This window comes from Streptomyces sp. NPDC001220 (assembly GCF_053597895.1).
Genome location: NZ_JBSFJE010000003.1, coordinates 117,018 through 140,583 on the forward strand (window position 1 = coordinate 117,018; position 23,566 = coordinate 140,583).

Annotated in this window: 18 protein-coding genes; 8 read left to right on the forward strand and 10 right to left on the reverse strand. The window is 72.9% G+C overall.

Translation table 11 applies throughout. From position 1 onward, the window contains the following. Positions 1-287 precede the first annotated feature (287 nt). The 3 genes from ACWDGI_RS08560 to lanKC all read right to left on the reverse strand — a co-directional run bounded on the left by ACWDGI_RS08560 (position 288) and on the right by lanKC (position 4,886). Positions 288-2,021 carry an ATP-binding cassette domain-containing protein gene (locus ACWDGI_RS08560; protein ID WP_450756721.1) on the reverse strand — a complete coding sequence of 578 codons (1,734 nt, stop codon included), beginning with the start codon at positions 2,019-2,021 and terminating at the stop codon, positions 288-290. Positions 2,022-2,120: 99 nt separating this feature from the next. Beyond that, on the reverse strand, positions 2,121-2,237 hold the full coding sequence (locus tag ACWDGI_RS08565) for a SapB/AmfS family lanthipeptide (RefSeq protein ID WP_351696969.1): 117 nt from the start codon (positions 2,235-2,237) through the stop codon (positions 2,121-2,123). Between the two features lie 69 nt (positions 2,238-2,306). Then, positions 2,307-4,886 carry a class III lanthionine synthetase LanKC gene (lanKC, locus tag ACWDGI_RS08570; RefSeq protein WP_450756724.1) on the reverse strand — a complete coding sequence of 860 codons (2,580 nt, stop codon included), beginning with the start codon at positions 4,884-4,886 and terminating at the stop codon, positions 2,307-2,309. Positions 4,887-5,082: 196 nt separating this feature from the next. Here lanKC and ACWDGI_RS08575 point away from each other — a divergent pair, with 196 nt between their 5' ends. The 6 genes from ACWDGI_RS08575 (at position 5,083) to ACWDGI_RS08600 (ending at position 12,032) form a co-directional block, all read left to right on the forward strand. Next, entirely contained in the window at positions 5,083-7,527 is a 2,445-nt protein-coding gene (locus tag ACWDGI_RS08575; protein WP_450756726.1) for a SpoIIE family protein phosphatase, read from the forward strand. 81 nt (positions 7,528-7,608) lie between these two features. Further along, positions 7,609-7,884, forward strand: coding sequence for a hypothetical protein (locus ACWDGI_RS08580; protein WP_450756728.1), 276 nt, complete (start codon positions 7,609-7,611; stop codon positions 7,882-7,884). Between the two features lie 182 nt (positions 7,885-8,066). Continuing rightward, positions 8,067-9,134, forward strand: coding sequence for a glucose-1-phosphate thymidylyltransferase (locus tag ACWDGI_RS08585; protein WP_450756730.1), 1,068 nt, complete (start codon positions 8,067-8,069; stop codon positions 9,132-9,134). Next, positions 9,131-10,129 carry a dTDP-glucose 4,6-dehydratase gene (gene rfbB, locus ACWDGI_RS08590; RefSeq protein WP_450756732.1) on the forward strand — a complete coding sequence of 333 codons (999 nt, stop codon included), beginning with the start codon at positions 9,131-9,133 and terminating at the stop codon, positions 10,127-10,129. The genes ACWDGI_RS08585 and rfbB overlap by 4 nt, the downstream gene beginning before the upstream one ends. Beyond that, positions 10,129-11,010, forward strand: coding sequence for a dTDP-4-dehydrorhamnose reductase (gene rfbD / locus ACWDGI_RS08595; RefSeq protein WP_450756734.1), 882 nt, complete (start codon positions 10,129-10,131; stop codon positions 11,008-11,010). The genes rfbB and rfbD overlap by 1 nt, the downstream gene beginning before the upstream one ends. A 194-nt stretch (positions 11,011-11,204) precedes the next feature. Next, the gene (locus ACWDGI_RS08600) at positions 11,205-12,032 is read left to right on the forward strand and encodes a hypothetical protein (RefSeq protein WP_450756736.1); all 828 of its coding nucleotides are present in this window, start codon (positions 11,205-11,207) and stop codon (positions 12,030-12,032) included. 51 nt (positions 12,033-12,083) lie between these two features. On the opposite strand, the gene rfbC is transcribed toward ACWDGI_RS08600, so the two are convergent. The 5 genes from rfbC to ACWDGI_RS08625 form a co-directional block, all read right to left on the reverse strand. Continuing rightward, the gene (rfbC, locus tag ACWDGI_RS08605; protein WP_450756738.1) at positions 12,084-12,677 is read right to left on the reverse strand and encodes a dTDP-4-dehydrorhamnose 3,5-epimerase; all 594 of its coding nucleotides are present in this window, start codon (positions 12,675-12,677) and stop codon (positions 12,084-12,086) included. A 5-nt stretch (positions 12,678-12,682) separates the two neighbouring features. Further along, complete coding sequence (locus tag ACWDGI_RS08610; protein WP_450756740.1) at positions 12,683-14,704, reverse strand: glycosyltransferase family 2 protein; 2,022 nt, start codon at positions 14,702-14,704, stop codon at positions 12,683-12,685. A 148-nt stretch (positions 14,705-14,852) separates the two neighbouring features. Next, positions 14,853-15,437: a hydrolase gene (locus ACWDGI_RS08615; RefSeq protein ID WP_450756742.1), complete on the reverse strand. Its 585-nt coding sequence runs from the start codon at positions 15,435-15,437 to the stop codon at positions 14,853-14,855. A gap of 8 nt (positions 15,438-15,445) precedes the next feature. Then, complete coding sequence (locus ACWDGI_RS08620) at positions 15,446-16,858, reverse strand: MFS transporter (RefSeq protein ID WP_450756743.1); 1,413 nt, start codon at positions 16,856-16,858, stop codon at positions 15,446-15,448. After that, complete coding sequence (locus tag ACWDGI_RS08625; RefSeq protein WP_384481385.1) at positions 16,855-17,292, reverse strand: MarR family winged helix-turn-helix transcriptional regulator; 438 nt, start codon at positions 17,290-17,292, stop codon at positions 16,855-16,857. The genes ACWDGI_RS08620 and ACWDGI_RS08625 overlap by 4 nt, the downstream gene beginning before the upstream one ends. Before the next feature lie 90 nt (positions 17,293-17,382). Between ACWDGI_RS08625 and ACWDGI_RS08630 the strand changes: the two genes are divergently transcribed. Beyond that, a complete protein-coding gene (locus ACWDGI_RS08630) occupies positions 17,383-17,883 on the forward strand; it encodes a metallophosphoesterase family protein (protein WP_450756745.1) in 501 nt (166 codons plus the stop codon). Between the two features lie 120 nt (positions 17,884-18,003). Here the strand turns inward: ACWDGI_RS08630 and ACWDGI_RS08635 are convergent, their stop codons facing one another. Together ACWDGI_RS08635 and ACWDGI_RS08640 are read right to left on the reverse strand one after the other, a co-directional pair. Then, the gene (locus tag ACWDGI_RS08635; protein WP_450757455.1) at positions 18,004-19,398 is read right to left on the reverse strand and encodes a hypothetical protein; all 1,395 of its coding nucleotides are present in this window, start codon (positions 19,396-19,398) and stop codon (positions 18,004-18,006) included. 403 nt (positions 19,399-19,801) lie between these two features. After that, positions 19,802-20,908 (reverse strand): XdhC family protein, encoded by a 1,107-nt coding sequence (locus tag ACWDGI_RS08640; RefSeq protein ID WP_450756747.1) that lies wholly within the window; start codon positions 20,906-20,908, stop codon positions 19,802-19,804. A 533-nt stretch (positions 20,909-21,441) separates the two neighbouring features. On the opposite strand from ACWDGI_RS08640, the gene ACWDGI_RS08645 reads away from it, so the two are divergent. Further along, the gene (locus ACWDGI_RS08645; protein WP_450756748.1) at positions 21,442-23,532 is read left to right on the forward strand and encodes a GTP-binding protein; all 2,091 of its coding nucleotides are present in this window, start codon (positions 21,442-21,444) and stop codon (positions 23,530-23,532) included. The last annotated feature ends 34 nt before the right edge of the window (positions 23,533-23,566 follow it).

Genomic DNA, 23,566 nt, shown 5'->3' on the forward strand with positions numbered 1-23,566 from the left:
GGGCGCCCGGAGGGGTCGGCCGGTCATCGTGTGGGCTGTTCGGCCGGTCGTGTCTCGGACGCGGCCGTGCGCCCGGAGGGGTCGGCCGGTCATCGTGTGGGCTGTTCGGCCGGTCGTGTCTCGGACGCGGCCGTGCGCCCGGAGGGGTCGGCCGGTCATCGTGCGGGCTGTTCGGCCGGTCGTGTCCCGGACGCGGCCGGGCGCCCGGAGCGGTCGGCCGGTCATCGTGTGGGCTGTTCGGGCAGTCGTGTCCCGCACACCGCCGGGCGGCCGGAGCGGTCGGAAGGTCACCGTGCCGGCTCCTCGGCCGGTCGTGTCCCGAAGACCGCTCGGTACTCCGGGTCCTGCCACAGCTCCGCGTGGGTTCCCAGCGCCCGGACCCGCCCCCCGTCCAGCCAGGCCACCGTGTCCGCGCGGGTCGCCGTCGCCGCGCGGTGGGCGACGATCAGGCGGGTCGGTCCGGGGCCCGGGGCCAGCAGGGACTCGGTGATGTGGTGTTCGGTGACCGTGTCCAGGCTGGAGAGGGCGTCGTCGAGGATCAGCAGCCGTCCGGGGTGGGCGAAGGCCCGGGCGAGGCCCAGACGCTGGGCCTCGCCCCCGGAGCGCGGGGAGTCGGTGAGCGGGGTCGCGCAGCCGTCGGGCAGCCGGCGGATGTAGGCGTCGGCCCGGGCGCGGGCGGCGGCGGAGCCGACCTCGGCGGGGGAGGGGGTGGTGAGGCCGAAGGCGATGGTGTCCCCGACGGTCGTACCGAGGAGGGCCGGCCGGGCGAAGGCGTAGGTGACGGCCCGGCGCAGCTCGTCGTGGGGGAGCGCGGGCAGCGGAACGCCGTCGAGGAGGACCTCTCCGGCGTCCGGGTCGGTGAGCCGGCCCGCGAGCCCGGCCAGCAGGGACTTGCCGGTGCCCGAGCGGCCGACGACCGCGAGGACGGTGCCGCCGGGAACGGTCAGATCGACGCCGTCGAGGACGGCGCGGCCGCCCCGGTGGGCCGCGACCCCGCGCAGTTCCAGGCGGCCGGGGCCCGGCGGGAGCGGGCGGGTGCCGTGGGCGGGCGCGGGACACCCGGTCACCTCGGCCAGGCGCCGCGCCGACGCGCGGGCCCGGGTGAGGGCGGCGAGCTGGCCGACCAGTACGCCGACACCGGTCGCGAGGACCGCGTAGCGGGAGGCGGCGAGGACCTCGCCGACCGAGATCCGGTGCCGGGCGAGCAGGAAGCCCGCCACCGCCACGACGGCGAGCTGGAGCAGCGGGCCCACGGTGACCGCCTGGGCGGCCGCCCTGCCCTGTACCCGCCACATCCGGTGCCCCGCGCGGCCGAGTGCGGGCAGCGGGCGAAGGATCCGGGCCGTCTCCCGGTCCTGGAGGCCCGCCGCCGCGATGGTCCGCCTGCCGTCGACCGCCTCCGCCAGCGCGCTCGCGATCCGGCCCTGTTCCCGCTGGTACTCGGCCACGCACGCCGAGGTGTCCCGGGTGAACGCCCGCAGCAGCACGGCGAGTACGGGTGCCCCGGCCAGGAACACGGCCGCCAGCCACGGGTCGACGACGCCGAGCGCGACCACGCCGCCGACCGGACCGGCGGACGCGGCCAGCAGCGCGGCGAGCGCGGCGGGCCCGGTGCCGGCCTGCGCGGCGTTCCCGACCAGCCGGGCGACCAGGTCCCCGGCGCCGAACCGGGTCAGGGCGCGCGGCCCGAGGGCCAGCACATGCGCGGTCACCCGGCCGCGCAGCCCGGCGGTGGCCCGTGCGTCGACGGTCCCGGCGAGCAGGCTCGCGCAGGCGTCCAGCAGGGCGAGCAGCAGCACCAGGGCGGCGGCCCGGCCCACCCAGCCGGCCGCCGGGGCGCCCGCCAGCAGCAGGTCCAGGGTCCGGCCCAGCACGGCGGGCAGCAGCAGCCCGGCCGCGGTGGCGGCCGTACTCACCAGGCACAGGACGGCACAGCGCGCCCCGGCGTGGCGCAGGGCGGTGCGCACAAGGTCTGGGGGAGGAGAAGGGGTTGGTGCCGGTTCTGGTGCGGGTGCTGTCATCGGGCGGGGGCCTCGCCTCGGTCGACGGCTTCGGGCGAAGGCCCCGGACGGGCCCCTCCCGCAGGAGAGGGCCGCCCGGAGCCGGATTCGCGGTGCTGGTCAGAGACAGAGCAGGACGCTCGCCGCCGACACACACGACAGGAGGCTCACCGTGCTGGCGCCGCCGCCGTCGTGACGCTCTTCGGACTCCAGGGTCTGCAGGTCGAGAAGGGCCATAGCGTGTCCTTTCCGGGGACCGAGCGGTCCCCCCGGTGTTGTTGGGGACGGGGTTGTGTCACGGCTCCGTCAGTGTGCGGAGCCGCGTGCGGGGGCCGCCGGTGGCGGCGGGAGGAACGGCAGGTGGGCGGCGCGGCCGCCGTCGAGGGCGGCGGTCAGCGCCAGCAGGCACCCGGCGGTTCCGGTGCCGAGGTCCATGGAGAGCCGCATCATCTGGTGTCCGGGGAAGGCGAGTTGCCCCTGGTAGGCCATCGCGAACCAGCCGAGCCCGTCGACCTGGGCGGCGAGCCGTACCGGGTCGGCGCCGGTCCGGGCGAGGTGCAGGATCATCCCGGCGCGGCCCTGGAAGAGGCCGGGCTGGGCGTAGAAGCGTGACGTGGCGGCGGTCAGGACGGCCGCGCGGGCCCGCTCGAAGACCCCGCTCTCGTCGGTGCCGTGGGCGAGCCAGTCGTCGAGGACGAGCCCGATCCCCGCGCTGCCGTCGCCGAGGTAGGGGAGCGTGCGCCAGCCCTCGTCGACCTCCAGACCGCCGCCCTTCTGCACGACACAGCGGTCCAGGTCCCGGCGCAGCGCCTCGCCGGCCGCGGCCAACAGGGCCGGCTCGCCGGTCCGTTCGTACCGCCGCAGCAGGAACAGCGCGGGCCCGGTCGCGCCCCGCAGCAGACCGGCGCGCCGCCCGGGCGTGTCCGGGAGCGGTTCCGCGAGCCGGCGCAGGAGGATCTCGGCGGCCTCCGCGGCCCGCTCGCGCAGCTCCGGCTCCCCGGCCGAGTCGGCGAGGGCGTCGAGGACCAGGCCCAGACCGGCCAGGCCGCCGTGCAGGTCGGAGGAGAGGTTGCGCCAGTTCTCCCGGAGGATCCCTGCCACGAGGTCCAGGGCGCGCTGCCGGTGGCCGAGTCCGTCCAGGACGTGGGCGACGCCCGCGAGACCGTCGTACAGGCCGAGCGGGGTGCCGGGCGGTGGCGGTGCGGTGTGGTCGAGCAGCCAGCGCTCGCCCTCGTCGTAGCGTTCGGCGCCCGCCCGGTCCAGGGCGTACAGCACGCCGGCCGCGCCGTGCGCGAGGCCGAGTCCGCCGCCGTCGCCGAACTGGGCGATGTCCCCCGGGAAGAGCCGGTCGTCGCGCTCGGGGGTGGCGGAGGCGAGGATCGCCTTGACCATCGAGTCGCGGCTGTGCGGCCAGTCCGCCGGTACGACGGGACGCGCGGCGGGGGCGCCCCGGGTGATCTCCGCGACCGCCTCGTCCAGGAAGGCCCGCGGCACCTCCGGGAACTGCCCGGCGATCACGTCCGCGAGATGGGCCGCCTTGCCCCGGTCGACGACGAACAGGGTGGTGACCGGCAGGAACAGGGCGAGCCGCAGACAGGCGAGCGCGTACCGGTCGACGTCGACGCCCCGGCGGTCCGGCGGGGCGAAGAAGCCGGGGTGGGCGACGACCTGCCGGCCGTTCTCCTCGACGGGCGCGGCCGCCTCGAAGTCGATGAGGAACACCGACTCCTCGTCGGGCCCGACCATGATGTTGAAGACGTGCAGGTCGTTGAAGACGATCCCGCGCGCGTGCACCGCCTCGACGGCCGCCGCCACCCTCCGGTGGATGCGCAGCGCCCACCGCGTGTAGCCGCGTACGGCCGCCGGATCCGGGTCGGGGGTGAGCAGTGGATGCCGTTCGGCGAAGAAGGCGTTGAGCGGACGGCCCTCCAGGAAGTCCATCACCAGGAACCGGTGGTCGCCCAGCGTGAACCAGTCCCGGACCTCGGGCACCACCCCGGTGCCGGCCGCCGCCTCCAGCGCGGCCTTCTCCCGGGCGAGCCGGGCGACGGCGTCGGCGCCGTCGGCCGCGAGCCCCGCGTGCGGCCGCCCCTCCTTGAGCACCACGCGCCGCCCGTCCCGCGTGTCGGTCCCGGCGTACACCCCGCCGCCGTTGGAGAAGTGCAGCGCCTTCTCGATCCGGTACGGCAGCTCGCCGACCGTGGTGGCGTCCCGGGCCGCCAGCTGCGGCCGCAGGAACTCCGGGAGCGTCACCCACGGGGGCACCTGGAAGGAGGGCGCCCGCCGGTCCGGCACCAGCCTGCCCGCGCCGTCCCGCACCGCCGTCACCAGCGAACCGCGCTCGTCGACGACGTACGTGCGCGCGAACGCGCCGTAGCGGACGTACAGCGGTCCCTCGTGCCAGCGCAGATCGGTCAGGATGTACGGACCCTCGAAACCCTCCAGGAGCGCGCCCAGCTCGCGCAGCACCTCCTGCAGCCGGTCCTCGTCGGCCGGGTAGACCGTCACGAACTTGCCGCTGGTGTCGCGGCCCGCGTACTTGGCGTTGCGCAGATGCAGCAGATGCGGTCCCGGAACGAACTTGAACGGGATGCGGCGCGGCACGCAGTAGTCCCACACGATCGCGGCGATCCGTTCCGCGTTCGCCCGGGTCGCCGAGGAGTGGATCTTCCAGCCCTGGGCCGGCGACGGCAGCGGCGCACCGTCCGGACCCACCGGCGTCATGGTCAGCCAGTCTCCGGAGCGCGCCGCGTGCCAGCCCTCCGGCACCGTGCGACGCGCCGCCGCGAACAGCGGCTGCGTCTGCGGCCCGCCGGCTCCGAGCCGGTCGGGCGTCTCGTAGAAATGCCCGTCGGCGAGCGCGTACACCTCGTACCGCCTGTCCATCCGCCTCCCCCTCCGTGGCCCGGCCCCGACACTCGCAGGCGCCGCACGGTCGCGGACAGTCATGTCTGTCACGAGGTCACCGTGCGGAACGCACGGGTCAAGTCATGTTCGGTGCCTTTCGAGCGCGACGGGCCCCCGCCTCCACGGAACGGTCACAGGGGCTGCGCAGACGCCGCATAAGCGCTGTAATGGCGGCGTGGTCAGTGAGGGCGCTGCGGTACGCGGAATCAGAACGGAGCGCGCCGAAATAGCCCTCGAAACGCTCACGGGCGATCCCGGCGCACCCGACCGGCTCCGGCGTGTCCTTGAACAGGCGCTGGTCTTCGCCTGCGCCGCGTTCGCCGGGGTGTACACACCCGGCGACGACGGAACCGTGCTGCGACTGGCCGAGTCCGCCGGAGTGCCGCGCACCATCTTCGGCCTGCGTGACGCCTACCCGGCCGTGGGGCGGTCCCCGGCCGCCGAGGCCTACGGCACCGGGCGGCCCGTCTGGCTGGCACCCGAGGAACTGGCCGACTGCCCGGAGGCGCGGCGGACCCCGTCCCAGGAGTTCTCGCTGGCGGTCCTGCCGGTGCCCGGCCGCGCCGGACTCCTGGTCGTGGTCAGCGAACGGGACGGCGGGTTCGGCCCCGAGGACCGCGCCTGCCTGGAACTGATCGCCGGCGCGATCGCCCTGCCCGCTCCGTTCCCCGCTGTCTCCGACACCGGCGAACTGCCCGCCGACGCGTTCAGCCTCGCCATGGACACCGGCCGGATCGAGGTCGGCGACGCCATCCTCGGCCTCTTCGGCATGGGCCGGGACGAGTTCGACGGCAAGGTCGAGACACTCCTGGGCCGTACCGTGCCCGAGGACGTGCCCGCCCTGATGTCCGTGGTCGAGGCCGACCACATGTCCATCGGCGACCGCGAGCTGGAGTTCCGGATCCTGGAGCCCTCCGGCTCGCCCAAGTGGCTGCGGCTGCGCGGCCGCATGGTGCCGGGCGCCGGGGGGCGCCCCGCCCGGCTGGCCGGCACCGTCGCCGACGCCTCCACGCTCCGCTCCGACGTCACCGACGTGGCCCGGGTGCAGCGGCTCGCGGCCGCGCTGGCCACCGCCGGCACGGTCAAGGACGTCAGCCAGGCCGTCGTCACCGCCCTGCGCGCACCGCTCAAGGCCGACCGCATCGCCTTGGCCGAACTGGAGAACGAGCGCCTGGTCGTCACCGTCCTGGACCCGCCCGACGCCGAGTCCTGGCCCGAGCTGTGGCGCAGCGAATGGCGCACCGAATGGCCGGACGCGCCGGTGCGCGCGATGCCCACCCTGGCCGCCGCCCTGCGCGAGGGCCGCCCCCGGATCTGGCCCGTCACGACCGCCCTGGAACCCGCCCTCGCCGAGGTCGGCCCCGGTGGCCTGGCGATCCTCCCGCTGCCCGCCGGCGGCCGGATGGCCGGGGCCTGTCTGATCGGCTGGGACAGCCCGCACGAGTTCGGCCCCGACGAGCGCGCCCTGCTCACCGCCGCCGCCGGCCTCGCCGGACAGGCCCTGATGCGCGCCCACGCCTTCGACGCCGAGCACGAACTGGTCGGCATGCTCCAGCGAGCCCTGCTGCCCCGCCGGCTGCCCCGGCTGCCCGGCGCGGTCGCCGTCGCCCGCTATCTGCCCCCCACCGAGGGCCTGGAGGTGGGCGGCGACTGGTACGACGTGATCCCGCTGACCGACAACCACGTCGCCCTGGTCATCGGCGACGTCCAGGGCCACAGTGCCGCGGCCGCCACCCTGATGGGCCAGATGCGCACCGCGCTGCGCGCCTACGCGGCCGAGGGGCACACCCCCGATGTGGTCGTCTCCCACACCAACCGGCTCCTCATGGACATGGAGAGCGACCTCTTCGCCACCTGCTGCTACGTCGACGTCGACATGGAGGCCGGCACCGCCTGGTGCGTGCGCGCCGGGCACCTGCAGCCGGTCCTGCGTCACCCGGACGGCACCACCGAGGTCACGCAGACGGAGGGCGGCCCCCCGCTCGGCGTGGTGGCCCGGGCCGACTTCCCCCTGACCCAGCTCAGCCTGAGCCCGGGCACCCTGCTCGCGCTCACCACCGACGGTCTGGTCGAGTCCCCGCACACCGACATCGACGACGGCATGGCCCGGTTCGCACGCGACCTCGGCGCCTGCGACCCCAGCCACCTCGGGCTGGTCGCCGACGCCCTGCTCGGCAACGCCCACCGCACCGACGACGTCGCTCTGCTGCTGATGCGCTACGACGGCATGGCCGTGCGCCCGCTGCGGGAGAGCTGGACGGTCTGGCGGGTCCCGGAGGCGGCCCGGCACGCCCGCCGCTTCAGCCGCCGCACGCTGCGTTCCTGGGGCGTCACCGACGAGGCCATGGACGCGGGCCTGCTGGTGGTCTCCGAACTCGTCACCAACGCCCTGATCCACACCGAGGGGCCGGTCCGGCTGGATCTGACCCTGGTCGACCACCGGCTGCGGATCGCCGTCGCCGACGCCTCGCCGCGCAGCCCGGTCAAACCCGCGAACATCGGCTGGCAGGCCACCGGCGGGCGCGGCATCCTGCTCGTGGAGGCCGTGTCGGCCGCCTGGGGGACCGTGCCGGTCAGCGGCGGCAAACAGGTCTGGGCGGACCTCGTCCTGGAGGACTGACCGCCGGACCGGGGGTCACGTGGGCGGGCACCCGGCCGTCTCGGGAGGCGGGGTGCGTCGACCGTCCTTAATGTCCTTGATGTGGCACACACCTTCGACGAACTCGTGGCGAAGCACCGCGCGGCCGACGCGGCCCACGACAAGGTCCTGGAACTGCGGGACACCTACGGACCACCGGCCCTGCAGCAGCCGGGCGCCGCCCAGTCCGAGACCTACGAGACCGCCCTGCGCGCCTGGCGCGACCTGGCCCGCGACGAACTGACCGCGGTGAGCGAGTACGCCCGTGACGAGGGTCGGCCGCGGTCCGAGATCGAGGCGGAGGTGGAGCGGGCGGCGGGCTGGCCGGAGGACTCCTGAGCAGCTTCAAAACGTGCTGAGCAGCTTCAAAACGTGCGCCCAAATTATCGTAAAAAACAGACGAGATGCCGCTTCGAGGCACCTCGTGGTCACATGACATCCGCGCCAGGGCCATACTGTCGTAACCCATCAGGAAAACAGAAGAACGTCTCAACCGGATGTTCACCTATAAGGTGTAGTGAATGAAGGCTTTGGTGCTCTCCGGCGGTGCCGGCACACGGCTTCGGCCGATCACCCACACATCGGCGAAACAGCTCGTGCCGGTGGCGAACAAACCCGTCTTGTTCTACGGGCTCGAATCCCTTGCCGACGCGGGCGTCACGCAGGTCGGGATGATCGTCGGCGACACCGCCGCCGAGATCGAGGAAGCGGTCGGCGACGGGTCGAAGTTCGGCCTCGACGTCACCTACATCCCCCAGGAGCGCCCGCTGGGTCTGGCCCACGCGGTGCTGATCGCGCGGGACTTCCTCGGCGACGACGACTTCGTCATGTACCTCGGCGACAACTTCATCGTCGGCGGCATCAGCGGACTGGTCGACGAGTTCCGCGAGACCCGTCCCGACGCGCAGATCCTGCTCACCCATGTGCCCAACCCGCGGGCCTTCGGTGTCGCCGAACTCGACGCCGACGGACAGGTGGTCGGCCTGGAGGAGAAGCCGCAGGAGCCCAAGAGCGACCTCGCCCTGGTCGGCGTCTACCTGTTCACGCCGGCCATCCACGACGCCGTGCGTGCCATCAAGCCGTCCTGGCGCGGCGAGCTGGAGATCACCCACGCCATCCAGCACCTCATCGACCAGCGTGCCGACGTGCGCTCCACGGTGATCAAGGGCTACTGGAAGGACACCGGCAACGTCGTCGACATGCTCGAGGTCAACCGGACCGTCCTGGAGGCTCAGGAGCCGCGCATCGACGGCGAGGTCGACGAGGCCAGCCAGATCGTCGGCCGGGTGGTCGTCGAGGCCGGCGCCCGCGTCACCAACTCGCGGATCGTCGGCCCTGCCGTGATCGGCGCCGGGACCGTCGTCGGCGACTCCTACGTGGGTCCCTTCACGTCGATCGCCGAGAACTGCCGGATCACCGAGAGTGAGCTGGAGTTCTCCATAGTGCTGCGGGACTCCTCCATCGACGGGGTGGGCAGGATCGAGTCCTCGCTGATCGGCCGGCATGTCGAGGTGACGCCCGCAGCCGGCACCCCCAGTGCCCACCGCCTCGTCCTCGGAGACCACAGCAAGGTGCAGATCCGTTCATGAACCTCCTCGTCACCGGCGCCGCCGGCTTCATCGGCTCCACGTACGTCCGCGGCCTGCTCGCCGACAGCGCCCCCGACGCGCCGCACATCACCGTGCTGGACAAGCTCACCTACGCGGGCACCCTCACCAACCTGCCCGAGTCGCATCCCCGCCTGACCTTCGTCGAGGGCGACATATGCGACGCCGAGCTGGTCGACAGGCTGATGGCCGAGGCCGACCAGGTGGTGCACTTCGCCGCCGAGTCCCACGTGGACCGTTCCATCGACGGCGCCGGCGCGTTCGTCCGCACCAACGTGGTCGGCACCCAGACCCTCCTCGACGCGGCCCTGCGGCACGGTGTCGGCCCGTTCGTGCACGTCTCCACCGACGAGGTCTACGGCTCCATCGAGACCGGCTCCTGGCCCGAGACCCACCCGCTCCAGCCGAACTCGCCGTACTCCGCGTCCAAGGCCTCCTCGGACCTGCTCGCGCTGGCCTTCCACCGCACCCACGGCCTGGACGTCCGCGTCACCCGCTGCTCCAACAACTACGGGCCGCACCAGTTCCCCGAGAAGGTCATCCCGCTCTTCGTGAGCAACCTCCTCGACGGCAGGAACGTCCCGCTCTACGGCGACGGCAGCAACGTCCGCGACTGGCTGCACGTCGAGGACCACTGCCAGGGCATCGAACTGGTCCGCACCGGCGGCCGGGCCGGCGAGGTCTACAACATCGGCGGCGGCACCGAGCTCAGCAACAAGGAACTCACCGGCCTGCTCCTGGAAGCCTGCGGCGCCGACTGGGACCGCGTCGACCGCGTCGCCGACCGCAAGGGTCACGACCAGCGCTACTCCGTCGACTGGAGCAAGATCCGCGACGAGCTGGGCTACACCCCCAAGCACGACTTCACCTCCGGCCTCGCCGACACCGTCGCCTGGTACCGCGACAACCGGGACTGGTGGGAGCCGCTGAAGGAACGCGCCGCTCTCGAATCCCGCAAGGAGCAGGAGAAGCACTGATGAAGTGGCTCGTCGCCGGCGCGGGCGGAATGCTCGGCCACGACATGGTCGAGGAACTCACCCGCCGGGGTGCGCAGGTGGTGGCCCTCGGCCGCGCCGACCTCGATGTCACCAGCGCCGACTCGGTGGCGTCGGCACTCGCCGGACACCGGCCCGACCTGGTGGTGAACTGCGCCGCGTACACGGCCGTCGACGACGCCGAGACCGACGAGGAGCGGGCCCTGCTGATCAACGGCGAGGGCCCGCGCCTGCTGGCCCGCGCCGCCGCCCGGCACGGTGCCCGTCTCGTCCATGTCTCCACGGACTACGTCTTCGACGGCGAGGCCCGCACCACCCCGTACCCGGAGGACCATCCCACCGACCCGCGCACCGCCTACGGCCGCACCAAGCTCGCCGGTGAGCGGGCCGTCCTGGCCGAGCTCCCGGGCGCGAGCGCGGTGGTCCGCACGGCCTGGCTGTACGGCACGCACGGCAAGAACTTCGTGCGCACGATGATCGAGCTGGAGTCCCGCCGGGACACCCTCGACGTCGTCGACGACCAGCGCGGACAGCCCACCTGGAGCGCGGACCTGGCCGCCCGGATCGCCGACCTCGGCCCCCGCCTCGGGCGGGACGACCGCGCGCACGGCGTCTTCCACGGCACCAGCTCCGGCGCGGCCACCTGGTGCGAGCTGGCCCGGGAGGTGTTCCGTCTGCTCGGCGCCGATCCGGAGCGGGTACGCCCCACCACGAGTGAGGCGTTCGTCCGGCCGGCACCCCGCCCCGCGTACAGCGTCCTCGGCCACGACCGGTGGGCCGAGGTCGGTCTCGAGCCGCCGCGGGACTGGCGTCAGGCCCTGGCGGAGGGGCTGCCGCACATCCGCAAGGAGATGTCCGCATAAGGCACTACACACCCAGCCGCAGGGCGGCCGACGGCTCACCGAGCATGTCGGCCGCCCTGTGGTGTATGGAAATGTCGCAGCCCGCCGGGCCTTTTTCACGGGCCCTCGTGTTAGCCCCTTGTGGATGGCCCCGGTTCACTACGATGATGCTTTGAATGTCTTGTGGGTCGGGTAGGGAAAGGATTTACCCCGCGATGTCGATGCGAGCGACCGTGAAGTCCGTACTGGGTGAGAAGAATGTGCGGGTCCTGCGACGACTGAAGCGGCGCCTGTCCGCCCAGCCGGCCAAACCGGCGGCCAAGCCGGCGGCCAAACCGACGGGGCTGGACGCGATCTCCGGCGATCTCAACAAACTCGCCCAGCACTTCAAGACGGACAAGTGGGGAATACACCGCTACACCCAGCACTACCAGCGCCATCTCGGGCACCTGAAGAACGACTCGTTCAACCTGCTGGAAATCGGCATCGGCGGCTACAACAGGCCAGGCCAGGGCGGTGCCTCGCTGCGCATGTGGAAGCAGTTCTTCCCGAAGGCGCGGATTTTCGGAATGGACATCCAGGACAAGTCATTTGTCGACGAGGACCGCATCACCACGTTCATCGGAGACCAGTCCGATCCGTCGTCCCTGAACGCCATCGCCGACAAGATCGGTGAGCTGGACGTCATCATCGACGACGGCAGTCACCGCAGTCCGCATGTGCTCACGACCTTCGCCACGCTCTTCCCGCGGCTCAAGGACGGTGGCATCTACATCGTCGAGGACACGCAGTCGTCGTACTGGCCCGAATGGCAGGGCAGCGAGGATCTCGACGCGGCACACACCAGTATGGGGATGCTGAAGCGGCTGGTGGACGGGCTGAATTACGAGGAATTCGTGACCGAGAACTACCAGCCGACGTACACCGACCTCAATATCGTCGGCGTGCACTTCTACCACAACCTGGTGATCATCGAAAAAGGCAGGAATGCCGAGGGCAGCAACAAGCGCAGCGCGCTGAAGCAGCGTTACGCCAAGTCCTGACACCACTCACCCGAGGGGGCCGAGCCATGGCTCGGCCCCCTCGGGGTGTGTTCAGGCCCGCAACTGCTCGTAGTAGGCCAGGCAGTCCGCGTAGGCCGGCAGCAGCCCCGCCGCTTCCGCCTCGGCCAGGGTGGGTGCCTCGGCGTCCTTCTCCGACAGCACCGGCTCCAGGCCCTCGGGCCACTCGATGCCCAGCGCGGGGTCGAGCGGGTTGATGCCGTGCTCACGGCCCGGCGCGTACCCGGCCGAGCACAGGTACACCACCGTGGCGTCGTCGGTCAGCGCCATGAACGCGTGCCCGAGGCCCTCCGAGAGGAACACGGCGTGCCGGTTCTCCTCGTCCAGCCGCACGGCCTCCCAGCGGCCGAACGTGGGGGAGCCGACCCGGATGTCCACGACGACGTCCAGCACGGCCCCGCGCACGCACTTGACGTACTTGGACTGGCTCGGCGGCACGTCGGCGAAGTGGATGCCGCGCAGCACGCCCCGCCGCGAGACCGAGCAGTTGGCCTGGGCGAGGTCGAGGTCGTAGCCGAGGGCCTCACGGAACTCCCCGGCCCTGAACCACTCGTGGAAGCTGCCCCGGTCGTCGGGGAAGGCCTTGGGCTCCTGGACCCAGGCGCCTTCGATGTCCAGCGGTCGCACGGTTCTTACTTGCCTTCCTGTCGTGCGGGCTTGCCCTTGCCCAGGGCCCTGACCAGAACGCGGCGCACCGGCAGCGGGAGCTTGCGGGCGAGGCGGCGGGCCGCGCTCGGCCTCGGCTTGGCGGCGGGCTTGGGCGCGGCCGCCGCGGGCTTCTTCGCGGCCGGCTTGACCACCTTCAGGCCCTCGGGGGAGTTGCGGACGGCGAGCGGCAGCGTGAAGAAACGCGGCTCGGGCGCGTCCGCGACCAGGCACAGCGCGAGCCGCCAGCGGCCCTCCTGGAGCGACCGCACCGGCAGCGGGGCGTCCAGCACCGCTCCGCCGTCCCCGGCCGGGGACAGCGTGGCCGGCACCTCGAGTACCTCCACGGCGGGCTTCGGGCCGGTCAGCCGGACCGAAGCCTTGACGTCACCGGCGACATGGAACGGCAGCACCGCGCGCAGCCGGTCGCCCGCCACGGTGAAGTCCTCGGGCTGGAAGGCGCCGAAGCCCAGCCGCTTGCCCGCCATGTCGACATCGAGCGCGAAGTTGTCCTTGACCGTCCAGTACGGCAGCACCCGGCGGCCGCCGACCACACCGGGCGACGGCATCGCGGGGAACGGCTCCCTGGACGCCGGGAACAGCCGGTACTCCCGGGTCCAGCCGCCGATGGTCAGGCGGACGAACGCGTCCCACAGGCCGGCCGGCAGCGGGGTGCCGCTGGCGGCGGTGGCCGGGTCCACGGTGGCGGTGGCCCTGATCACGAGCCGGACGCGGCCGGGCTCGCCCTCGACGGGCAGCGTCTCGCGGGTGATCTCGACCGGCTGGAAGAACTGCGCGTGGGTCTCGCGCTCCCGCATCATCAGGTCGGCGTTGGCCTTCCCGAAGCGCGCGGCGGTGCCGCGCTCCAGCCAGGCGATGGCGTCGGCGACGGTCTCCGGCGGCCCGTCGAGCGGGACGGCGGCGGTGTCGGCCGGGTAGGTCTTGGGCGCGCCGTCCGCGGCGTACTCGGCCGTGAAGTCGATCTTCAGCGCGCCGCCGTCCCAGGTGATGCTCTCCAGGGCCGTCGAGGGGCCGATGGACGCCTCCCACTCGGCGAGCGCGAGCACGTCCTCGTAGCGGCCGGCGCCGGCCAGCTCGGTGACCACCCGGTGGGCCGGCTCCAGCAGGGCGAACACGGAGGGGCCCATGCGCTCGGCGATCACCTTGTGGATCTCGTCGAAGAGCTCCCTGCGGTAGTCGTCCGGCAGCTTGAGGAAGCGGTTGCCGCGCAGCCGCTCGCCCATCTCGCTGCGCAGCCAGCGGCGGAACATCTTGTCCCGCTTGGGGCCGGGCTCGGTGTAGCGCTCGACGACGTCGAGGGCCTCACGGAGGTTGGCGAAGTAGCCGACCGGGTCGAAACGCTGGAAGCCGGCGTTGGAGGCGTCGTCGCGCTTGAGGTGGTAGTAGCAGACGTAGTCGCCGAGCACGGAGATGTTCGACGCGCGCAGGTACGCCTCGGCCACGAAGACATGGTCCTCGAGGCGTCGGCGGCCCTCGGGGAAGCGCAGCCCGATGCGGTCCAGGAAGGACCGGCGCAGCATCTTGTGCGGGGTGAGGCTGTCCATCAGCGGGGCGTTCTCGACGGTGGCCCGCGGGTGGTTGTGGCGGAACAGCTCCACGGGCACCGGGCGGCCCTTGCCCGCCATCTTGCCGATGATCAGGTCGGCCTCGTTCTCGACGCCGTAGTTGTACATCCGCTCCAGGGCCTCGTCGCCGAGGAAGTCGTCGTTGTCGACGAACATCACGAACTCGCCCTTGGAGGCCTCGATGCCGACGTTGCGCGGCTTGCCGGACCAGCCGGAGGGCTCCTGGTGGATGACGTGGATGTGCGGGTGCTCGGCCGCGAGGGCGTCGAGCCGGGCCGGGGTCCCGTCGCTGGAGCCGTCGTTCACGAAGATCACTTCGTACTCGTCGCGCGGCAGCGACTGCCGCAGCACCGACGCGATGCAGTCCTCGATATAGGGCCCCGGATTGTAAACAGGGACGACAACACTGACCTTGACCGGCATCCGGCTTCCTAGCCCCCTGGGATAGGCCGTCCGTTTCTCCGGACGGCACGTACTTGTGGCCGAATGCTAACCCGGCCTTGTCCTGGGGATTTCTTACCTTGGGCCAAGGCCGGGTCGTGAAGGGTCAGCCGTGCGTCAAAATGCCTGCTCAGCCGTGGGTCTTGGCGAGCAGCTCCAGAACCTCGGCCGTGCTGCCGGACTCGCCGAGCCGCGGGAAGACCCGCTCCACGCTGCCGCGGTGCGCCTCGGGGTCGGCGTCGGCCATGGCGTCCGTGGCGAGCGTCACGTGGTAGCCGTGCGCGTAGGCGTCGCGGGCGGTGGACTCCACGCCAATGCTGGTGGCGATGCCGGTCAGGACGATCTGGGTGATGCCCCGGCGGCGCAGCTGGACGTCCAGGCCGGTGCCGTGGAAGGCGCTCCAGTTGTGCTTGGTGATGTGGATGTCGCCGTCGTGGCCGGAGAGCTCGTCGACGACGATGTCCCAGCCCTCCGGGAAGGCGAGACCGCGCGGCTGCCGCTCCGTGCGGCCCGGGACGGCGTCGGCGCCGTCGGCGGCGAAGGACACCCGGACCAGGACCACGGGCAGGTTCTGGGCGCGGAAGGCATCGGCGAGCTCGACGCTGCGGGCCACGACCTCGGCTCCGGAGTACGGCTGGGTGGGCATGCCCACGATGCCCTGCTGGAGGTCGATGACGACAAGGGCGGTACGCGGGTCGAGGGTGCTCAGGGACATGAGGTGGATCAGGCCTTTCGGGGGGCTTGACGGGGTTGGGGGGTGAGCCGGGCCAGGGAGCGGTCCGGCAGGGTGATCGCCAGCAGCAGTGCGGAGCCGGCGAGCATGAACAGGGCCAGGCCGTGCAGCCCGCCCGTGTCGGCGCGGTGCGGGAAGAACGCCGCGGTGGCGGCGGAGGCACCCAGCGCGCCGAGGTACATGAAGGTGCGCAGCAGCCCGGCGGCGGAGCCGATCCGTTCCTTGTCGGCCTGCCGGTACAGCGCGTTCTGCGCGGCGAGGCCGAGCAGGCCCTGCGGTATGCCCAGCAGCGCTCCGGTGCCGAGCAGCAACCAGAGCGGGCTGTGGGCGTCGAACACCAGCAGCGCCGCGCAGCCCGCGATCTGCAGCGCGGCGCCGGCCAGCAGCTTGGTGCGGATCGCCTCGCGGCGGCCGGTGAGCGTGGAGACGACCAGCGCGGCGACCGACAACGGCAGGAGCACCAGCCCCGCGGTGGAGGCGCTGAGCCCGCGGCCCTCCTCCAGCCACTGCGTGTAGCCGTACAGGACGGAATAGGAGGTGACGTTGCCGAGGAACTGCCGTAGGTAGGTGGCGATGAGCGGGCCGTTGCCGCCGAGGACGCGCAGGTCGACGAACGGATCGGGGACGCGCAGTTCCCGGGCCCCGAAGGCGGCGGCCGCGAGCAGGGTCAGGGCCGGCAGGTACCAGTGGTCGAGCCGCGGGTCCATCAGGAAGAGCATCAGGGAGACCAGCAGGACGGCGAAGAGGGCCATGCCGGGGAGGTCCATGCGCTGGTGCCGTTCGGCGGGTTCGGCCTTCGGCAGCCACAGCACGCCCAGGATCAGACAGGCCGCCGAGAGCGGCACGTTCACGGTGAACACCAGGTGCCAGCCGCCGGCGCCGATCAGCAGCCCGCCCAGCGTCGGGCCGATCACGGCCACGGTCTGCGCGGACACGGCGAGCGCGGTGAGTACCCCGGCCGGGCTGTCCTGCCCGGTGCGTTCGGCCTCGCTGCGGGTCAGCCGCATCGCCGCCGGGAACGCCGCCGAGGTGCCGAAGCCGAGCAGCACCCGGGAGGCGATCAGTACGCCCAGCGAGGGCGCCAGCGCGCCCATCAGGCCGGCCACCCCCACCAGGGCGGTGGCGACGAGGTAGAGCCGGCGCGGCCCGTACACGTCCACCAGCCGGCCGATCACCGGCTGGCCCACGGCCGTCGCCAGGTAGAGCGCGGAGACCAGCCACACCGTCTCGGCGGGCGGCGCCCCGAAGGCGATGCCGATCGGCACCAGGGCCACGGCGATCATCGAGGAGTTGATCGGGTTCAGTACGGAACCCAGGATCATCGGCGCGATCAGCCGCCGGTCGAAACCCGCGGGGGCCGGGCTGGTGTCCTGGGGGGTGCGTCCGGTGAGCTTCGGTATCACGGCCGGGAGAGCCGTTCCAGCAGTTCGAACGCGGTGAGCATGGTCTGGCGTTCCTCCTCGGTGTAGCGCTCCTGGAAGGCGCGGGCCAGCCACTCGTCGCGCACCTGCCGGTTGCCCTCGACCCGGGCCTGCCCGGCCTCGGTGAGGGTGACCAGCTGGCGGCGGCCGTCGGTGGGGTCCGGGCTGCGGCGGATCAGCCCCTGCTGGTCGAGAGCGGCCAGCGTGGTCGCCATCGACTGCGGTCGCACCCCTTCGGCGGAGGCCAGCGCACTGGCCGTGGCGGCACCGTGCTTGGAGACCAGGGTGAGCGCCGACTCCTGGGACGGGGTGAGGTCCGCGTCCTGCGCGACCTCCCGGATACGGCGACGCAGCCTGCTGAACGCCACGCGCAGATTGCGCGCCGTGCGGGTCGCGGAGTCCGAGATCTGAACCATGCGGGCCACCCTAGGACCGTCAGCGAAAACTGTCCAGTCGGAACTGTTAAGTTCGAGCTGAAGATCCCGTGCGGTCGTTAGGCTGGGCAGGTGCGCCTGCTCCTCACCTCCGACACGCACCTCCCGGTGCGCGCCAAGCGGCTCCCGGACCAACTCCTCGCCGAACTTCCGCTGGCTGACGTCGTCCTCCACGCCGGCGACTGGGTCGACGAAGCCACCCTCGACCTGCTGGAGGACCGCAGCCGCCGGCTGATCGCGGTCTACGGCAACAACGACGGCCCCGGCCTGCGCGCCCGGCTCCCCGAGGTCGCCTACGCCGACCTGGGCGGCCTGCGCTTCGGGCTGATCCACGAGACCGGCCCGGCCCAGGGCCGCGAGGTCCGCTGCGCCGCCCGCTTCCCGGACCTGGACGTCCTGGTCTTCGGGCACAGCCACATCCCCTGGGACACCACGGCGCCGGCCGGCCTGCGCCTGCTCAACCCCGGCTCGCCCACCGACCGGCGCCGCCAGCCGCACTGCACGTACCTCACCGCGACCGTCGCCGACGGCGCGTTGACGGAGGTGGCCCTCCACCGGCTGCCGCCGCGCTGACGGCAACCTGACGGGATACGCGGACGGTCTCCGACTCCGGCATGTCCGATTCCGTTCCCGTGAGCTGATCGGCCGGAACGCCGTGGACCTCGCCGGTGCCGGAGAACGACCCGGGACCCGTCAGGGGGCGATCCCCACCCCGTCGATCCCGCTCCACCGCTTCTCCCGCGCCGCCGTCATGGCGGGCCAGCGCAGTCCGCCAGGCCGCGGGCGGACCCGGGAGGCGTAGGAGGCGGGGCGGAAGTCCGGGTCGTAGAAGCAGCCCGTGGCGTGGACCCGGTCGAACGCGGCGCACGAGTCCGCGATCGTCCTGGGCGTCGGCTTCCGGCCCGTGCGCACCCAACCGTCCAGCGCCGCGATCGAGTTGGCGTACTCCGCGTCGCTGAGCGCACTGTGCTCGGACTCGTGGGTGAACGTCTGCACGAGGTAGCGGTCCCGGTGCGCGCCGCGCAGGGTGGCCCGGTAGGCCGCCTCGTGCTCCACGAACGCCGTCGGATCGTCGATCGCGTGCATCGTGAGCACCGGGATCGACACCTTGCCGGTGAGATCGCTGTCGTAGGACAGGTCGCGGACCGCCGTCGGATCGGCGCTGAACCGCTCGACCCCGGCGTTCAGCGCCTTGTCGTCGTGCGACCCCGAGTACCGAACGCCCTGATTCGAGAACGGGTTACGGCCGCCGAGCCGGTCGCGCACGATGTCCCGGAACGTGAAGACCGCGAACCGCAGATGCGACTCCAGGGTGCGCTCGGGAACGCCCGTGACGGCGAGGATGTCGTCGAGGTTGCGCTGCTGGAGGGCGGTGCGCTCCTGGGGGGCCGAGGCGTAGCCCGTGCACTCCTGGAGCCGGGCGCGCAGCCCGGCCGTCGTCAGCGTCGAGTCCGCGCGCAGCCCCTGCCACAGCGGGTACTGGGGTTCGGTCGGCCGGGGCATGTTGCGGCAGTAGTACTGGTAGACCACGCGGAGGTCGACGCGGTAGTCGTAGCCCCGGGACCCGCCGCCGAGGACACCGCTGGTGAGCAGTGCCCCGTCGTACGGCCCGCCTCGCCTGCCGTACACCTCGACGACCTTGGCGGCGACGTCCCCGCCCCAGGACTGGCCGTGCACATACGTCCGCCGCGGCTTCCCGAAGTGCTCGACGAACAGCCGGCGCGCGTTCTCGGTGTCCTCGGCGGCCATCCGGGTGCCGTAGCCGCCCCTGCGGTACGACGAACCCGCCCAGGCGTACCCCTCCTTCACCATCACCGACCAGCGGGCCAGGTCGTCGACGCTGCGCGCGGGGTCCGAGCCGGTGCCGAGGTCGGGGCCGCCGTGGGCGTGCACGACCAGGGAGCCGTTCCAGTGCTCCGGGACCGCGATGGCGTAGTAGGCGCCGTGTGCGTCCTGTCCGGTGTAACAGGTGGCCTTGCCGCCGAGTTCCGCCGGGCAGGAGACGGCGGCCGGCGGTGGTGTCGCCGCCTGCGCGGGAGGGGCACCGGCGAAGGCGGCGGTGAGGGCCGCCGCCAGTGCGGCGAGCAGTCCGGTACGCCGGCGGCTCGTCCGGCGGATCCGTGCGGGGGTTCTCGACCTGTCCAAGGCGCGGCTCCCTTTCCTCGGCGGCGCTCCTTCGCGCCGTCCGCGGCGATGCTAGGGAGCGGGCCGGGACCGAACCATGGCTCGGGCGTTGTGTTCATAGTGTTCGACGGGCGGGGCACGTCCCGGTCCGCGAACCGTCCCACCAGCCGGTCGCCCGGCTCCGCGAGGACCCCGCGCCCGGACCGCGCCGGGCGTCCCGTCACCGTCGGGACGGTGCGCTCCGACACCGCCGTGCCGCCGTCGTGTGCGGCGAGCGTGCCGTTCGATGTCGAGGAGCGCGTGCCGGGCGTCCACGACCGGGACGGTGAACTCGCGGTGGAGTTCCCTGACTCACTCCGCCCGGCGGTCAGTGCACGGCGGCCGTGTGGATGGCCCCGGTGGTCGTCGCCAGAGGTGCTCCGGTGCCGCCCCAGCGCAGGGCGACGATCTCGGCGGCGACGGACACGGCGACCTCCTCGGGGGTACGGGCGCCGAGGTCGAGGCCGAGCGGTGAGCGCAGCCGGGACAGTTCGGCCTCGGTGAGCCCGGCCTCGGACAGCCGGGCGCGCCGCTCCGCGTGGGTCCTGCGGCTGCCCATCGCCCCGATGTAGGCGGCAGGCCGGCGCAACGCCTCCTCCAGCAGCGGCACGTCGAACTTCGGATCGTGGGTGAGGACACAGATCACCGTGCGGTCGTCGGTCGCGGTGCCGCGCAGATAGCGGTGCGGCCAGTCCACGACCACCTCGACGGCGGCGGGAAAACGCTTGGGTGTGGCGAAGGCCGGCCGGGCGTCGCAGACGGTGACCCGGTAGCCGAGGAACTCACCGATGCGGGCCACCGCCGCCGCGTAGTCGATGGCCCCGAAGACCAGCAGCCGCGGCGGCGGCGCGAACGACTCCAGGAACACCGTCACCGCGTCCTCCCGGCGCTCCCCGTGCGGGCCGTAGTGCCGCAAGGCCGAGGCGCCGAGCGCGAGTTCACCGCGCGCGTCCGCGGTGACGGCGACGTCGAGACCGGTCGCGCCGAGCGTGCCCGCCACCCGGCCGGGCCACACGGCGAGCGTGGCGCCGCGCGGTGCGGGCCCGTCCACCACCGTGGCCACGGTCACCGGCTCGCCCGCGGCCACCGTCGCGGCCACCGCGCCGAACGCCGGGTCCGACGCGGCGGTCACCGGACGCACCAGCAGGGTGATCTCGCCACCGCAGGTCAGCCCCACCGCGAACGCGTCTTCGTCGCTGTAGCCGAAGGTCTGCAGGCGCGGCTCGCCACTCGCCACCACCTCCTGCGCCAGTTCGAACACGGCGCCCTCCACACAGCCCCCGGAGACGCTGCCCACCACCTCGTCGCCCGGCCCCACGGCCATGGCCGCGCCGGGCCCGCGCGGCGCGCTGCGGCTGACCGCGACCACCGTGGCCAGCCCGAACGGGATCCCGGCCGCGTGCCAGCCGGCCAGCGTCGGCAGAATCTCACGCACGTTCCGCTCCCTTCCCCGAAGCCGCGTCCGCCGGCGTCCCGCGCACCACGGCCGCCGGCCGCTCCGGCGCCGCCAGGCAGTGCCCCTGGACGAAGGTGTCGACGCCGGGCAGCGCCGCCGGCGGTGCAGGCCGTCGGCGGTGCGTGACCGGGCCGCGTTGCGCGGGGGTCCGCCCACACCACATGGTGGGCCAGGGCGTGCGGCCCGCGCATCCGCTGTCCGAGCGGCTCGGGAACGCCGTGCTCCCGGCCGTCCGGGAGCAGCGGCACGACGATCGCGCCGCGCGCCGGCCCGCGCCGCCCCCACCGGTTCGACAACCGCGGTCGGTGGAGTTGCCGGAGTGGACCAGCGGGGCGGCGTCCGCCGCGCCGGGGCTGTCGTTGAACGTTAATCCATTGCCGTCGGGTCAGGTGCCCTGCTGCACTCTTCCCTGACCTGATGACCCGACGGCCCACCGAGAGGACCACCGATGCGCGCTGCGTGCATGTCCACCCAGGAAGGAATCCCACCCATGCCGAAGGACATCACGCTCAGTGCATCTGCTCAATCTCGGAATTCTCGCGCATGTCGACGCAGGTAAGACCAGTCTGACCGAACGGCTGCTGCACGCGGCCGGGGTCATCGACGAGGTCGGCAGTGTCGACGCCGGCAGCACCCGGACCGACAGCCTCGCGCTGGAGCGGCAGCGCGGTATCACCATCAAGTCCGCCGTCGTGTCGTTCCCCCTCGACGGGGTGACCGTCAACCTCATCGACACACCGGGTCACCCGGACTTCATCGCCGAGGTGGAACGGGTGCTCGGGGTGCTGGACGGCGCGGTCCTGGTCGTCTCGGCCGTGGAGGGAGTCCAGGCCCAGACCCGCGTGCTGATGCGGACGCTGCGGCGGCTGCGCATCCCCACCCTGGTCTTCGTGAACAAGATCGACCGGCGCGGTGCCCGGCACGAGGCCGTGCTCGCCCAGCTCGCCCGCAGGCTCGCCGTCCCGCTGGTCCCGATGGGCCGGCCGGTCGCCCTCGGCACCCGCGCCGCCCGCTTCGAGCCCGGCCTCGCCCCGGGGGCGGTGGATGTGCTCGCCGACCACGACGACGCGCTGCTCGCCGCCTACCTGGACGGCGGGGTCCCCGACGGCCGGCTGCGCGCCGCGCTCGCCGACCAGACCCGGCGGACCCAGGTCCATCCGGTGTACTTCGGGTCCGCCGTCACGGGCGCCGGGGTGCCCGAGCTGATCGCGGGCGTCGAACGGCTGCTCCCCGCCGCCGCCGGCGACCCGGCCGGACCGCTGTCGGCCACGGTCTTCAAGGTCGAACGCGGCCCGGCGGGCGAGAAGATCGCCTACGCGCGCATCTTCACCGGCGTCCTACGGGTCCGCGACCGGATTCCCATCGCGAGCGGCGACCGGGGGGCGGCGGAGGGCCCGGGAACACGGGAGGGCCGGTCGGCCGGCGCCCGCGAGGGGAACCGGGCCGCCGGCGCCCGCGAGGCGAACCGGTCGGCCGGCGAGGCGGGGGCCGGTCGGCCGGAGGGCCGGATCACCGCGCTGAGTGTCGCCGAGCGGGGCGCGGAGCTGCGGCAGGACAGTGCCGGTGCCGGGCGGATCGTCAAGCTGTGGGGGCTCGGCGGCATCCGCGTCGGCGATGCGCTCGGCGTACCCGGACGGGGGTACGAGCACCACTTCGCGCCCCCGACCCTGGAGACCGTCGTCCTCCCCGGACCGGCCGCCGACCGCCGCGCCCTGCACATCGCGCTGACCCAGCTCGCCGAGCAGGACCCGCTGATCGACGTCCGGCACGACGAGGTACGGCAGGAAACCTCCGTCTCCCTCTACGGCGAGGTGCAGAAGGAGGTGGTCCAGGCGACCCTCGCCGACGAGTACGGCCTCGACGTCACCTTCCGGGAGACGACCACCATCTGCGTCGAACGGCTCACGGGCACCGGAGCCGCGGTCGAGTTCAACAAGAAGGACGGTAACCCCTTCCTGGCGACGGTCGGCCTGCGGGTGGAACCGGCCCCGCCCGGCACGGGCGTCGGCTTCCGGCTGGAGGTGGAGCTGGGCTCGATGCCGTACGCCTTCTTCAAGGCCGTCGAGGACACCGTGCGCGAGACCCTCGGCCAGGGGCTGCACGGCTGGCGGATCCCCGACTGCACGGTGACCATGACCCACTCCGGCTACTCGCCCCGGCAGAGCCATGCCCACCAGGGTTTCGACAAGAGCATGTCGAGCACGGGCTACGACTTCCGGGGGCTGACCCCGCTCGTGCTGACCGAGGCGCTGCGCCGGGCCGGCACCCGGGTGCACGAGCCGATGCACCGGTTCCGGCTGGAGGCCCCGGCGGACACGCTGGGCGCGCTGCTCCCGGTGCTCACCCGGCTCGGCGCGTCGCCCCGGCAGACCAGGACGCAGGGGCCGCTGTGCCTGCTGGAGGGCGCGGTGCCCGCCGGCCGGGTGCACCGGCTGGAGCAGCTGCTGCCGGGGCTGACCCGGGGCGAGGGCGAACTGGAGAGCGCGTTCGACCACTACGCCCCCGTCTCGCACGGAACGGTCCCCGAACGCCCACGGACCGATCACAACCCGCTCAGCCGGCAGGAGTACCTGTTGAACGTGACGGGTCGAGTGGGTGGCTGAGCCCCAAGTGCCAGGCAGGTATTCAACTTACCCA